At 59.2% G+C, this 13,721-nt stretch carries 11 protein-coding genes and 1 pseudogene; 10 read left to right on the forward strand and 2 right to left on the reverse strand.

Annotated features, from left to right (window positions below; all coding sequences use genetic code 11):
* Nucleotides 1-67: 67 nt before the first annotated feature.
* The 5 genes from grpE to ACZ0AI_RS22185 all read left to right on the forward strand — a co-directional run bounded on the left by grpE (nucleotide 68) and on the right by ACZ0AI_RS22185 (nucleotide 5,578).
* On the forward strand, nucleotides 68-634 hold the full coding sequence (gene grpE / locus ACZ0AI_RS22165) for a nucleotide exchange factor GrpE (protein ID WP_463563709.1): 567 nt from the start codon (nucleotides 68-70) through the stop codon (nucleotides 632-634).
* A 99-nt stretch (nucleotides 635-733) separates the two neighbouring features.
* The gene (gene dnaK, locus ACZ0AI_RS22170) at nucleotides 734-2,656 is read left to right on the forward strand and encodes a molecular chaperone DnaK (protein ID WP_463563710.1); all 1,923 of its coding nucleotides are present in this window, start codon (nucleotides 734-736) and stop codon (nucleotides 2,654-2,656) included.
* 123 nt (nucleotides 2,657-2,779) lie between these two features.
* Entirely contained in the window at nucleotides 2,780-3,907 is a 1,128-nt protein-coding gene (gene dnaJ, locus ACZ0AI_RS22175; protein WP_225835108.1) for a molecular chaperone DnaJ, read from the forward strand.
* Nucleotides 3,908-3,975: 68 nt separating this feature from the next.
* A complete protein-coding gene (dapB, locus tag ACZ0AI_RS22180) occupies nucleotides 3,976-4,776 on the forward strand; it encodes a 4-hydroxy-tetrahydrodipicolinate reductase (protein ID WP_463563711.1) in 801 nt (266 codons plus the stop codon).
* A 70-nt stretch (nucleotides 4,777-4,846) separates the two neighbouring features.
* Nucleotides 4,847-5,578 carry a PmeII family type II restriction endonuclease gene (locus ACZ0AI_RS22185; protein ID WP_225835105.1) on the forward strand — a complete coding sequence of 244 codons (732 nt, stop codon included), beginning with the start codon at nucleotides 4,847-4,849 and terminating at the stop codon, nucleotides 5,576-5,578.
* 12 nt (nucleotides 5,579-5,590) lie between these two features.
* Here ACZ0AI_RS22185 and ACZ0AI_RS22190 read toward each other — a convergent pair.
* Nucleotides 5,591-6,993 (reverse strand): annotated as a pseudogene (locus ACZ0AI_RS22190) (DNA cytosine methyltransferase).
* Nucleotides 6,994-7,250: 257 nt separating this feature from the next.
* Between ACZ0AI_RS22190 and carA the strand changes: the two are divergent.
* The 4 genes from carA to ACZ0AI_RS22210 are packed head-to-tail and all read left to right on the forward strand — an operon-like array spanning nucleotide 7,251 to nucleotide 12,549.
* Entirely contained in the window at nucleotides 7,251-8,387 is a 1,137-nt protein-coding gene (carA, locus tag ACZ0AI_RS22195; protein WP_463563713.1) for a glutamine-hydrolyzing carbamoyl-phosphate synthase small subunit, read from the forward strand.
* Nucleotides 8,388-8,421: 34 nt separating this feature from the next.
* Nucleotides 8,422-11,643, forward strand: coding sequence for a carbamoyl-phosphate synthase large subunit (gene carB / locus ACZ0AI_RS22200; protein ID WP_463570090.1), 3,222 nt, complete (start codon nucleotides 8,422-8,424; stop codon nucleotides 11,641-11,643).
* Entirely contained in the window at nucleotides 11,640-12,116 is a 477-nt protein-coding gene (greA, locus tag ACZ0AI_RS22205) for a transcription elongation factor GreA (protein ID WP_463563715.1), read from the forward strand. The genes carB and greA overlap by 4 nt, the downstream gene beginning before the upstream one ends.
* On the forward strand, nucleotides 12,094-12,549 hold the full coding sequence (locus tag ACZ0AI_RS22210; protein ID WP_463563716.1) for a DUF4149 domain-containing protein: 456 nt from the start codon (nucleotides 12,094-12,096) through the stop codon (nucleotides 12,547-12,549). Before greA ends, ACZ0AI_RS22210 begins: the two co-directional genes overlap by 23 nt.
* 9 nt (nucleotides 12,550-12,558) lie before the next feature.
* Here ACZ0AI_RS22210 and yhbY read toward each other — a convergent pair whose 3' ends face one another.
* Nucleotides 12,559-12,870 carry a ribosome assembly RNA-binding protein YhbY gene (gene yhbY / locus ACZ0AI_RS22215; RefSeq protein ID WP_225835093.1) on the reverse strand — a complete coding sequence of 104 codons (312 nt, stop codon included), beginning with the start codon at nucleotides 12,868-12,870 and terminating at the stop codon, nucleotides 12,559-12,561.
* A 99-nt stretch (nucleotides 12,871-12,969) separates the two neighbouring features.
* On the opposite strand from yhbY, the gene rlmE reads away from it, so the two are divergent.
* Nucleotides 12,970-13,602 carry a 23S rRNA (uridine(2552)-2'-O)-methyltransferase RlmE gene (gene rlmE, locus ACZ0AI_RS22220; protein ID WP_225835089.1) on the forward strand — a complete coding sequence of 211 codons (633 nt, stop codon included), beginning with the start codon at nucleotides 12,970-12,972 and terminating at the stop codon, nucleotides 13,600-13,602.
* Nucleotides 13,603-13,721 lie beyond the last annotated feature (119 nt).

Below are 13,721 nucleotides of genomic sequence, written 5' to 3' on the forward strand. Positions count from 1 at the left end.
AAATCGTCCTTATATAGGCGGCAGACGCGCGAGTTGAGGCTCGTCGAATTATTCAGAGGAGAAATGCATGGCTGACGAACAGAACCTGGATCCGCAGACTCCCGAGGCTGAAGCGAATGACGCTGCGCTGAGTGACGACCTGATTGCTCGCGTGCAAACGCTGGAAGAGCAACTGGCGGCTGCGCAGGATCAGTCGCTGCGCATGGCTGCCGATCTGCAGAACGTGCGCCGCCGCGCTGAGCAGGATGTCGAGAAGGCGCATAAATTCGCTCTCGAGAAATTCGCCAACGATCTGCTGCCGGTGGTTGACAGCCTGGAGCGCGGTCTCGAGTTGTCGAGCCCGGACGATGAGGCCATTAAGGCCGTGCGCGAGGGCTTGGAGCTGACGCTCAAATTGCTGCTCGACACCCTCAAGCGTCATCAGCTGGAAGCTATCGATCCGCATGGTGCGCCGTTCAATCCGGAGCACCATCAGGCCATGGCTTTGCAGGAAAGCACCAACGTCGAGCCAAACAGCGTGCTCAAGGTGTTTCAGAAGGGCTACATGCTCAATGGTCGCCTGCTGCGCCCGGCGATGGTCGTGGTCAGCAAGGCACCGGCCGAGGCGCCACCGTCCATTGACGAGCAGGCTTGAAATCGGCGGCTGAGCCCCCATCTATTAAGTCAAGCGTATTAGTGCTACCGCAGCGGTCACGACAACGCTGCGGCTATATCAAAGTTTCGGGAGAGTAAAATGGGCAAAATTATTGGTATCGACCTGGGGACCACCAACTCCTGCGTCTCCATTCTTGAAAATGGCAAAGTCAAAGTCATCGAAAACGCCGAAGGCGCGCGCACCACGCCGTCGATCATCGCTTACGCCAACGATGGCGAGATTCTGGTCGGCCAGTCGGCCAAGCGTCAGGCTGTGACCAATCCGCACAACACCTTGTATGCGGTGAAGCGTCTGATCGGTCGTCGCTTCGACGAAGAAGTCGTGCAGAAAGACATTCAGATGGTGCCGTACAAGATCGCCAAGGCTGATAACGGCGATGCTTGGGTCGAAGTCAACGGCCAGAAAATGGCGCCGCCGCAGATCTCGGCTGAAATTCTCAAGAAGATGAAGAAGACCGCCGAAGACTATCTCGGCGAAGCAGTCACCGAAGCGGTGATCACCGTTCCGGCTTACTTCAACGACAGCCAGCGTCAGGCCACCAAGGATGCCGGTCGCATCGCTGGTCTGGACGTCAAGCGCATCATCAACGAGCCGACCGCGGCTGCGCTGGCCTATGGCATGGACAAGGCCAAGGGCGATCACACCGTGATCGTTTATGACCTGGGCGGCGGTACTTTCGACGTGTCGGTGATCGAGATCGCTGAAGTCGACGGTGAGCACCAGTTCGAAGTGTTGGCTACCAATGGCGATACGTTCCTCGGTGGTGAGGACTTCGACATCCGCCTGATCGACTACCTCGTCGACGAATTCAAGAAAGAAAGCGGCATGAGCCTCAAGGGCGATCCGCTGGCTATGCAGCGCCTCAAGGAAGCTGCCGAAAAGGCTAAAATCGAGCTGTCCTCGAGCCAGCAGACCGACGTCAACCTGCCGTACATCACTGCAGACGCCACCGGTCCGAAGCACCTGAACGTGAAGATCTCCCGCGCCAAGCTGGAATCGCTGGTCGAGGATCTGGTGCAGCGCACCATCGAGCCTTGCCGCATTGCGCTGAAAGATGCCGGTATCGACATTGGTGCGATCAACGACGTGATCCTGGTCGGTGGTCAGACTCGTATGCCGCTGGTGCAGAAGCTGGTGACCGAGTTCTTCGGCAAAGAAGCACGCAAGGACGTCAACCCGGACGAAGCCGTTGCCATGGGGGCTGCCATTCAAGGTGCGGTTCTGGCTGGTGACGTCAAGGACGTACTGCTGCTCGACGTTTCGCCGCTGACCCTGGGTATCGAAACCATGGGTGGCGTGATGACTGCGCTGATCGACAAGAACACCACCATCCCGACCAAGAAGTCGCAGGTGTTCTCCACCGCGGACGACAACCAGGGCGCTGTGACCATCCATGTGCTGCAGGGTGAGCGCAAGCAAGCCGGTCAGAACAAGTCCCTGGGCAAGTTCGACCTGGCCGAGATTCCGCCAGCTCCGCGTGGCGTGCCGCAGATCGAAGTGACCTTCGACATCGACGCCAACGGCATCCTGCACGTCGGCGCGAAGGACAAGGCAACCGGCAAGACCCAGTCCATCGTGATCAAGGCCAACTCCGGCCTGTCCGATGACGAGATCGAGCGCATGGTGCGTGACGCCGAGGCCAACGCCGAGGAAGACCGCAAGTTCGAAGAACTGGCCACTGCCCGTAACCAGGGCGATCAGCTGGTTCATGCGACCCGCAAGATGCTCACCGAAGCTGGCGACAAGGCCACTGCGGACGAGAAGGCGGCCATCGAAACTGCGCTGGGTGAATTGGAAGTTGCCGTACGTGGCGACGACAAGGCAGCCATCGAAGCGAAGATGAATGCCCTGTCCGAAGCGACCACGCCGCTGGCGCAGAAAATGTATGCCGAACAGCCGCAGCCAGGTGCTGCCGGTGCGGCGGCGGATGCCGGTGAAACCAAGGGCTCTGCGGACGACGTGGTCGACGCCGAGTTCGAGGAAGTCAAGGACAACAAGTAAGCCCCGGCTTGCCTGTGTTTGCGCCCTGTCGCACAGCTGTGTGCCAGGGCGATCCGCCGCGCGGGGGCTTGCTCCCGCGTTGGCGTGTCTGGACGGTACGAATTTTGAGAGTGTTAGAAACCCATGTCTAAACGTGACTACTACGAAGTGCTCGGGGTCGAGCGCGGTGCCAGCGAGGCGGAGCTGAAAAAGGCTTACCGCCGCCTGGCGATGAAGCATCACCCCGATCGCAACCCCGGCGACAAGGCTGCCGAAGACGCCTTCAAGGAGGCCAACGAGGCCTACGAAGTGTTGTCCGATGCGGGCAAGCGCAGCGCTTACGATCAGTACGGTCATGCCGGTGTCGACCCGCAGATGGGTGGCGGTGGCGGCTTTGGCGGCGGCAGCGCCAACTTCTCCGATATCTTCGGCGACGTGTTCAGTGATTTCTTCGGTGGCCAGCGTGGCGGTCAGCGCGGCGGAGCCCAACGCGGCAGCGACCTGCGTTACACCCTGGAGCTGGATCTCGAAGAGGCGGTACGTGGCACCACGGTGACCATTCGCGTGCCGACGCTGGTCAACTGCAAGGTCTGCGAAGGCTCTGGCGCCAAGAAGGGCACCAGCCCGGTTACCTGTACCACCTGCGGTGGTATCGGCCAGGTGCGCATGCAACAGGGCTTCTTCTCGGTGCAGCAGACCTGCCCGCGCTGCCACGGCAGCGGCAAGATGATCACCGACCCCTGTGGCTCCTGCCACGGCCATGGCCGTGTCGAAGAGCACAAGACGCTCTCGGTCAAGGTGCCGGCGGGTGTCGATACCGGCGACCGTATTCGCCTGTCCGGCGAGGGCGAGGCGGGCACCATGGGTGGCCCGGCTGGCGATCTGTATGTGGTCGTCAATGTGCGTGAGCACGCGATCTTCCAGCGTGACGGCAAGCATCTGTACTGCGAAGTGCCGATCAGCTTCGCCGATGCGGCGTTGGGTGGCGAGCTGGAAGTGCCGACCCTCGATGGTCGGGTCAAGCTGAAGATCCCGGAAGGTACACAGACCGGCAAGCTGTTCCGTCTGCGTGGCAAGGGCGTGGCCCCGGTGCGTGGTGGCGGTGCTGGCGACCTAATGTGCAAGGTGGCGGTGGAAACGCCGATCAACCTGGATCGTCGTCAGCGCGAGCTGCTCGACGAATTTCGTCAGTCCCTGGCGGGTAACAGTTCCCACTCGCCCAAGGCCAACGGCTGGTTTGAAGGCGTCAAACGTTTCTTCGGCGATCTTTAATTCGTCAACGAGCGGCGGGCTATTGGTCAGAACCAGTAGCTCGCCGCTTGCAGTTTGGAGCGATGCATATGCGTATTGCAGTGACAGGCGCCGCCGGGCGCATGGGCAAAAATCTGATCGAGGCCGTGCAGCAAGCCGAAGGTGTCAGCCTTGGTGCTGCAGTGGCGCGTCCTGAAAGTACGTTGTTGGGTGCTGATGCTGGCGAGCTGGCCGCTGTCGGCAAACTCGGTGTTGCGGTTGGTGGTGATCTGCAGGGCGTGCTCGATCAATTCGATGTGCTGATCGACTTCACTCACCCCTCGGTAACCCTGAAGAATCTGGAGATCTGCCGAAAGGCAGGCAAGGCGATGGTCATCGGCACCACTGGTTTCAGCGCTGCTGAAAAGCAGCTGCTGGTCGAAGCGGGCAAGGATATTCCGATCGTCTTCGCCGCCAACTTCAGCGTGGGCGTCAACCTGTGCCTGAATCTGCTCGATACCGCGGCGCGGGTGCTGGGTGACGATGTGGACATCGAAATCCTCGAGGCCCATCACCGTCACAAGGTCGATGCACCGTCCGGTACCGCGCTGCGCATGGGTGAAGTCATCGCCAATGCCCTGGGGCGCGATCTTGAAAAGGTCGCGGTCTATGGGCGTGAAGGCCAGACCGGCGCCCGCGCTCGCGAAACCATCGGTTTCGCCACGGTACGGGCCGGCGACGTGGTCGGCGATCACACCGTACTGTTCGCTGCCGACGGCGAGCGTGTGGAGATCACCCACAAGGCCTCCAGTCGCATGACCTTCGCCAACGGCGCCGTGCGTGCGGCCTCCTGGTTGCGAGAACGCTCTGCCGGTCTTTACGACATGCAGGATGTACTGGGTCTGAAGTGATCGTAGTGCGGATGAGGTCACTGGCCTCATCCGGCTTCATCTGCAAGCCTTGTGAATAAGAATGTTGGCGATGAATCCGTTGAATCTCGATGATGTGGCGCGTTACGTCGAGCTGAATATTGGTGCCTTTCACCAGAAACGTATTGCCAGCCTTGGGCGGCTCAAGCTCAAAGATGTGCTCAAGCGTAAGAACCCTTATATGTACCGCGCCAAGCACGTCCTCACGGCCGAGCAGATCATTCGCGGGATCATCGACGCGCATATTTCCTCCAACGAAGAAACCTTGTTCGGCGATTGGTTGGAAGGATTGGCGATCTTTATCAATGCTCAGGTCTATGGGGGTTGGAAGTCCGGTATCACCGGAGTTGATCTGGAATTCGATAAGGAGGGCTTGCGTTACATCGTGGCGATCAAGTCTGGGCCGAACTGGGGTAATAGCTCGCAGATCGGTCAGATGAAAAGCAATTTTCTCACCGCCCAGCGCACCCTGCGTACCGGTAATTCGGGGCTGCAGGTAGTTGCGGTCAATGGCTGTTGCTATGGGCGCGACAACAATCCCGACAAAGGCAGCTATTTCAAATATTGCGGCCAGCGTTTCTGGGCGTTCATTTCAGGTGACGAGGATCTTTACCTGGAGCTGATCGAGCCGCTGGGCTTCAAGGCCCGTGAGCGCAACGACGAGTTCGCCGAGAGCTACGGGCAGATGATTAACAAGTTCACCCGAGAATTTACCCTGGAGTTCTGTGACGAACAGGGCGCGATCGACTGGGCGCGCTTGCTGCGTTTCAACTCCGAAGCCTGAGCGTCCAGAGCTTTAGCTGATTGCCAGGGTCAATTGCGTCTTGCGTCGTTGCTGCTCGAAGGCTTTCAGCCATTGTTCGTGGCAGGTCGCCTGATAGCGCGAGAACTTGAACGCGCTCGGCGCAGGGTGCGCTTCGCCAGCGAGCAGGCCGCGCAGCAGAACCCCTACAGCGTGGCCGAGGCTCACCGGCACAGCATTGCCGACCTGTTTGTACTGCTGGATCAGCGGGCCCGCCAGTTGCCAATCGTCTGGAAATTCCTGAATACGTTTGTACTCCTGGATCGACAGCGGGCGGTCTTCCTGTGGGTGCGCCAGATCCGTGGCGGGCATCGCCGGATGCGTCACCAGGGTCGGCGAGGGTTTGTCCCAGGCCAGGCGCCGTAGAAAGCCGGTCTTGCCACCGCCGGAGAAGTAGGACTTGCCCATCGCTTCGCGCTGCAGGTCGGGTGGCAGGTTGCGCCAGTTCTGTCCTGCCTTGAGCAGGCGATAGTAGCGCAGGCGTTTTTCCGGAAAGCTCAGGTGGTTATGGTTGTCCAGGCCATCCAGCGCCTGCTGCACCGTGCGCCAGGCGGGTAAACCCAGTGCGCCGTCCTCGCTGTGGGTTGGTGTCAGGAACGGAGCGGTTTGCCCGTCTCGTGAGCAGATGATGATGACCCGCTCGCGTACCTGTGGGGTGCCGAAGTTCGCCGAGTTGTACAGGTTGAACGAGTAGGCGTAGCCCGCATTGCGCAGCTTGCTGAGCACGAAATTCAGGGCGCCGCCTTTCATTTCGTCCAGTGAAAGATCAGGGAAGTCCGCACCGCGTTGGTCGTGAGGGCGATGATCCATTGGGCAGGAGAGTAGGCCGCGGACGTTCTCGATGACGATCAGTGGTGGACGAATCTCCAGGGCGAGGTCGATGTATTTGAGAAAGGCGTTGCCGCGGTCGTCATTGAACGCCTTGCGTTTGCCGGCCGTGCTGAAGGCTTGGCAGGGTGACCGCCGACGATTACGTCGACGTCGTCGCGTCCGATGCCAGCGGCCTCCAGCACTTGTTCGGCGGAACAGCTATTGATATCGCCGAGCAGTGCAGTGTCCGGGCGGTTTAGGGCGATGGTCTGACGGCAGTACTTGTCCGATTCGCAAGCCAGGCGAATATCGAAACCAGCCTTTTCCAGGCCTAGATCCAGGCCCATGGCACCGGAAAAGAAACTCAGGGCGATGGGTTTTCCACTCTGGCGCTGCTGCGCCGGATGATCATGTGCAAGCATATGAGCCGTTTTTAAACCGTAGTGGGTGACGCTGAGTGGGTCGATGATCCAGCTGCTGCCAATTTTCTGGGCGGCCAGATTGCCATTTCGGCACAGGGTTCTAACACGCTGTACGCTGATCTTCAGTGCGGCGGCGGTGGCCGAAATGCTTAGATAGGTACTCATTCAGGGTTTCCCTGCCGAAACCTGTAGGAAGTACCGAATTTTACGGCTGAGGGGTGATGTGTCAATTGGTGATGAATCGGTTTGCAAGTTTTCCCTGGTTATGGCTTTCGAAAAACCGGGTTTTCCTGTAGGCTTTCCGCTTTAGTGTGTCCACTAAAGTTGCGCAGAATGAATCAATTAAAAAAGCGGGATGACCTTCACACGTCATCCCGCTTTTTTACAATCTGCGTTCGCTTCACGATCTACGGGAGGTCTTCTTGAGTAAGCCAGCCATACTCGCCCTTGCTGACGGCAGCATTTTTCGCGGCGAGGCCATCGGGGCCGATGGCCAGACTATCGGAGAGGTGGTGTTCAACACCGCCATGACCGGCTATCAGGAAATTCTCACCGATCCTTCCTATGCCCAGCAGATTGTCACGCTGACCTATCCACACATCGGTAATACCGGTACCACCCCAGAAGACGCCGAGTCGAATCGCGTTTGGGCGGCTGGTCTGATCATCCGTGACCTGCCGCTGACCGCCAGTAACTGGCGCAACAAGCAGTCCTTGCAGGATTACCTCAAGGAAAACGGCACTGTCGCCATCGCCGGTATCGATACCCGCCGCCTGACCCGCATTCTGCGCGAGAAAGGTTCGCAGAACGGCTGCATCCTGGTTGGCGCTGACGCCACCGAGGAAAAAGCTCTCGAGCTGGCGCGTGGCTTCCCGGGTCTCAAAGGCATGGATCTGGCCAAAGAAGTCAGCTGCACCGAGCGCTATGAGTGGCGTTCCAGCGTGTGGAACCTGAAGGATGACAGTCATCCGGAAATTGCCGCCAGCGAGCTGCCCTATCACGTCGTGGCCTATGACTACGGCGTCAAGCTGAACATCCTGCGCATGCTGGTCGCGCGTGGTTGCCGTCTCACCGTGGTGCCTGCGCAGACACCGGCCAAGGATGTGTTGGCACTCAACCCTGACGGCGTATTCCTGTCCAACGGTCCGGGTGATCCCGAGCCTTGCGACTACGCAATCCAGGCGATCAAGGACGTATTGGAAACCGATATTCCGGTATTCGGCATCTGCCTCGGTCACCAGTTGCTGGCCCTGGCTTCCGGCGCCAAGACCGTGAAGATGGGCACCGGCCACCACGGTGCCAACCACCCGGTTCAGGATCTGGATACCGGCGTGGTGATGATCACCAGTCAGAACCACGGGTTCGCCGTGGACGAAGCGACTCTGCCGGGCAACCTGCGGGCGATCCACAAGTCTCTGTTCGACGGCACCCTGCAGGGTATCGAGCGCACCGACAAGGACGCTTTCAGCTTCCAGGGCCACCCTGAGGCCAGTCCGGGTCCGAACGATGTCGCTCCGCTGTTCGACCGCTTCATCGACGCCATGGCCAAACGCCGCTAAGCCCGCCGACTGACCTAAGGATTCGAGAGAGAACATGCCAAAACGTACAGACATCAAAAGTATCCTGATCCTCGGCGCCGGCCCCATCGTCATTGGGCAGGCTTGCGAGTTCGATTATTCCGGCGCCCAGGCTTGTAAGGCCCTGCGCGAGGAAGGCTTCCGCGTCATCTTGGTGAACTCCAACCCGGCCACCATCATGACCGACCCGGCGATGGCTGATGCCACCTACATCGAGCCGATCAAATGGGCCACCGTGGCCAAGATCATCGAGAAGGAACGCCCTGACGCCCTGCTGCCTACCATGGGTGGCCAGACTGCATTGAACTGTGCTCTGGATCTGGAAAAGCACGGCATCCTGGAAAAGTTCGGTGTGGAAATGATCGGCGCGAACGCCGACACCATCGACAAGGCTGAAGACCGCTCGCGCTTTGACAAGGCGATGAAGGACATTGGTCTGGCATGCCCGGTCTCCGGCATCGCGCACGACATGCAGGAAGCCTACGGTGTTCTGGAGAAGGTCGGTTTCCCGTGCATCATCCGTCCGTCCTTTACCATGGGCGGCACGGGTGGCGGTATTGCCTACAATCGAGAAGAATTCGAGGAAATCTGCACGCGCGGCCTGGATCTGTCGCCGACCAGCGAGCTGCTGATCGACGAATCGCTGATCGGCTGGAAGGAGTACGAGATGGAGGTGGTCCGCGACAAGAAGGACAACTGCATCATCGTCTGTGCCATCGAAAACTTCGATCCGATGGGCGTGCACACCGGTGACTCGATCACCGTCGCACCGGCCCAGACCCTGACCGACAAGGAATACCAGATCCTGCGTAACGCCTCCCTGGCGGTACTGCGCGAGATCGGCGTGGAAACCGGTGGCTCCAACGTGCAGTTCGGCATCTGTCCGAACACTGGCCGTATGGTCGTCATCGAGATGAACCCGCGCGTGTCGCGTTCCTCGGCGCTGGCCTCCAAGGCTACCGGTTTCCCGATCGCCAAGATCGCCGCCAAGCTGGCCGTGGGTTACACCCTTGACGAGCTGTCCAACGACATCACCGGTGGTCGTACCCCGGCGTCGTTCGAGCCGGCCATCGATTATGTGGTTACCAAGATCCCACGTTTCGCCTTCGAGAAATTCCCCAAGGCCGACGCCCGCCTGACCACCCAGATGAAATCCGTCGGTGAAGTCATGGCCATCGGCCGTACCTTTCAGGAATCCCTGCAGAAAGCGCTGCGTGGCCTGGAAGTCGGCGTGTCCGGCTTCGATCCGAAGCTCGATCTAACCGACCCTGAGGCGGAAAGTACTCTCAAGCGCGAGCTGATCGTGCCGGGTGCGGACCGCATCTGGTACGTGGGCGACGCTTTCCGTGCCGGCAAGACGGTCGAAGAAGTGTTCGAGTTGACGCGTATCGACGAGTGGTTCCTGGTACAGATCGAGGATCTGATCAAGGACGAGCAGCGTATCAAAACCCTGGGTCTGTCGAGCATCGACCGTGACCTGATGTTCAGCCTCAAGCGCAAGGGCTTCTCCGATGCGCGCCTGGCCGAGTTACTCGGTGTCACCGAGAAAAACCTGCGCAGCCATCGCCACAAGCTCAAAGTGCTGCCTGTGTACAAGCGCGTGGACACCTGCGCTGCGGAGTTCGCGACCGATACCGCCTACATGTATTCGACCTACGAGGAAGAGTGCGAGGCCAATCCGAGCAGCCGCGACAAGATCATGATCCTCGGTGGCGGCCCGAACCGCATCGGTCAGGGCATCGAGTTCGACTACTGCTGCGTGCACGCCGCGCTGGCAATGCGTGAAGACGGTTACGAGACCATCATGGTCAACTGCAACCCGGAAACCGTTTCCACCGACTACGATACCTCCGATCGCCTGTACTTCGAGCCGGTGACCCTGGAAGACGTGCTGGAAATCGTTCGCGTCGAGAAGCCGAAAGGTGTGATCGTCCAGTACGGCGGCCAAACCCCGCTGAAGCTGTGCCGTGCCCTGGAAGAAGCTGGCGTACCGATCATCGGTACCAGCCCGGACGCCATCGACCGCGCCGAAGACCGTGAGCGTTTCCAGCAGATGGTGCAGCGCCTCGGCCTGCGTCAACCTGCCAACGCCACTGCGCGTAGCGAAGAAGAGGCGCTGACGCTGTCCAAGAACATCGGCTACCCGATGGTGGTGCGTCCATCCTATGTACTGGGTGGCCGGGCGATGGAAATCGTCTACCAGGAAGAAGAGCTCAAGCGCTACATGCGCGAAGCGGTGAAAGTCTCCAACGACAGCCCGGTTCTGCTCGATCGCTTCCTCAACTGCGCCATCGAAGTCGATATCGATGCGGTATGCGATGGTGAGCAGGTCGTCATCGGCGCCATCATGCAGCACATCGAACAAGCGGGCGTGCACTCCGGTGACTCCGCCTGCTCGCTGCCGCCTTACTCGCTGCCGGCACACATCCAGGACGAGATCCGCGACCAGGTCAAGAAAATGGCCCTGGAGCTCGGCGTCGTCGGCTTGATGAACGTGCAGATGGCCGTGCAGGGCGAAGACATCTATGTGATCGAGGTCAACCCGCGCGCTTCGCGTACTGTGCCGTTCGTCTCCAAGTGCATCGGCGAGTCGCTGGCCAAGGTTGCGGCGCGTGTGATGGCTGGCAAGACGCTGGCTGAAATCGGCTTCACCAAAGAAATCATCCCGCCGTTCTTCAGCGTCAAGGAAGCGGTATTCCCGTTCAACAAGTTCCCAGGCGTTGACCCGATTCTCGGCTCAGAGATGAAGTCGACCGGTGAAGTGATGGGCGTGGGCGATACCTTCGGTGAAGCGTTCGCCAAGGCGCAACTGGGCGCCAGTGAGATCCTGCCGACTGCGGGTTGCGCCTTTATCAGCGTGCGTGACGACGACAAGCCGTTGGCCGAGCAAGTCGCTCGCGATTTGATCAGTCTGGGCTTCGAGGTCGTGGCCACCTCCGGTACCGCCAAGGTGATCGAGGCTGCCGGTCTGCCGGTACGTCGCGTTAACAAAGTGACTGAGGGTCGTCCACACGTGGTCGATATGATCAAGAATGACGAAGTCACTCTGATCATCAACACCACCGAAGGTCGTCAGTCCATCGCGGACTCCTACTCCATCCGTCGTAACGCTCTGCAGCACAAGATCTACTGCACCACCACCATTGCGGCTGGTCAGGCGATCTGCGAAGCACTCAAATTCGGCCCCGAGAAGACAGTGCGTCGGCTGCAGGATCTGCACGCAGGAATCAAGGCATGATCAAATACCCAATGACCGTCGAGGGCGCTCGCGCCCTGGAAGAAGAACTGGCCCATCTGACCAAGGTCGTCCGTCCGAAGCTGAGCCAGGATATCGGCACGGCCCGTGAGTTGGGCGACTTGAAGGAAAACGCCGAATACCATGCTGCTCGTGAGCAGCAGGGTATGGTCGAAGCACGTGTGCGTGATATCGAAGGGCGTCTGCAGAATGCAGTGGTGATCGATGTCAGTACCATTGCCCATACCGGCAAGGTGATCTTCGGTACCACGGTGGAAATCGCCAACGTCGAGACTGACGAAAGCGTGTCCTATCGGATCGTCGGAGAGGACGAGGCTGATATCAAACAGGGCAAGATTTCCGTCGGTTCGCCTATCGCCCGTGCCTTGATCGGCAAGGAGGAGGGTGACGTGGTAACGGTGAAAACGCCAAGCGGTCTGATCGAGTACGAAATTGTCGAAGTTCGTCACATCTGACCTCGCCGCGACGTCCGACATGGCGGCAGGCTTCTGGATGCTGCTGCAAACCCTCTGGGTGGGCGGCATCTGGATACTGCACTTCATGGTGCTGCCGGGGCTGTACAGTGTAGGGCTGGCGTCGCTGCTGATCGATGAAATCGCCGGCGTGTTGATGCCGCAGATGGTGTTGATCACCTTGGTCTGCGTGCTGATTCAGGCTGGCTTGCTGGTCAGGTTGCGTCGTCTTTCGTCGCTTTGGGGCGAGCGCCGCGGGCAATTGCTGCTCGCGGTACTGTCGATTGCCTCGGGCTTGCTGGCTTCGCTCGCGCTCTGGCCGGATGCCATCCGCTGGCAACTGTTCAGTTACCTGTTGCTGGCATTTTTCGGTCTGCTGCTGGTGCTACAGCCTGTGCCCCGCAAACCTTCGATAGCCGACCCCGCGGTCGGCTAATTCGACGACTCAGCCCTGATGGCGGCTGATGTTGGACAGATTGCGATTGGCTTTGGGGTTCTTGCGGTAGAGCAGCGCCATTTTTCCGATAACCTGTGCCAGGTCGGCCTTGCTGGCCTTGCACAACTCATCGATCACCGCCAGGCGGCCTTCGCGCTCGGTAATGCGCAACTGAATCTTGATCAGTTCATGATCGTTCAGGGCGCGCTCCAGCTCCGCCAATACGCCTTCGGTAACACCGTTATCGGCAACGATCAATACCGGTTTCAGGTGGTGGCCGATAGATTTGAACTGTTTCTTCTGCTCTTGAGTGAGCGGCATAATCTGAACCCTGCGTCTTAATCTGGGGAAAGCGGCCTATTTTAACCGAGCCGCTCGAAGCCCGCCCAGTTATTCATTCTGTTCTTCCGAGGTGTTGTTGTGGCCCGTTCCAAGACCAGCCAGCGTTGGCTGAAAGAGCATTTCGACGATCCGTACGTCAAAATGGCGCAAAAGGACGGCTACCGTTCACGTGCCAGCTACAAGTTGTTGGAGGTTCAGGAGAAGGATCGCATCCTGCGCCCCGGCATCACTGTGGTCGACCTTGGTGCTGCTCCGGGCGGTTGGTCGCAGGTCACCAGTCGGGTCATTGGCGATAAAGGCCGGCTGATCGCTTCGGACATCCTGGAGATGGACAGTATTCCGGACGTGACTTTCATTCAGGGTGATTTCACGGATGACGCGGTGTTCGCGCGCATTCTGGAAGCGATCGACAATCATCCGGTAGACCTTGTGATTTCCGATATGGCCCCCAATATGAGTGGAGTCAGGGAGTCGGATCAGCCTCGTGCCATGTATTTGTGCGAGCTGGCACTGGATCTCGCCACGCGTGTCTTGCGTCCTGGTGGCGATTTCTTGATCAAGATCTTCCATGGCGAAGGTTTCGATGAGTACCACAAGCAGGTTCGTGGTCTGTTCGAGAAGGTGCAGATGCGCAAACCGCTGTCATCGCGCGGCCGTTCTCGTGAGCAGTACATGTTGGCTCGCGGACTCAAAGTACAGCGCGAAGAGTAAAACCAAAGGCTTGGTTGTCAGTCCAAGCCTATGCGCGCATCGTTACGGGCAGATATCTCATAAAGGGTTACAGACGGTGTCAGCCACGGGCGGGCGTTTGTAGTAAGTTAGATCGGTTT

Source organism: Pseudomonas sp. AC355 (assembly GCF_979258205.1).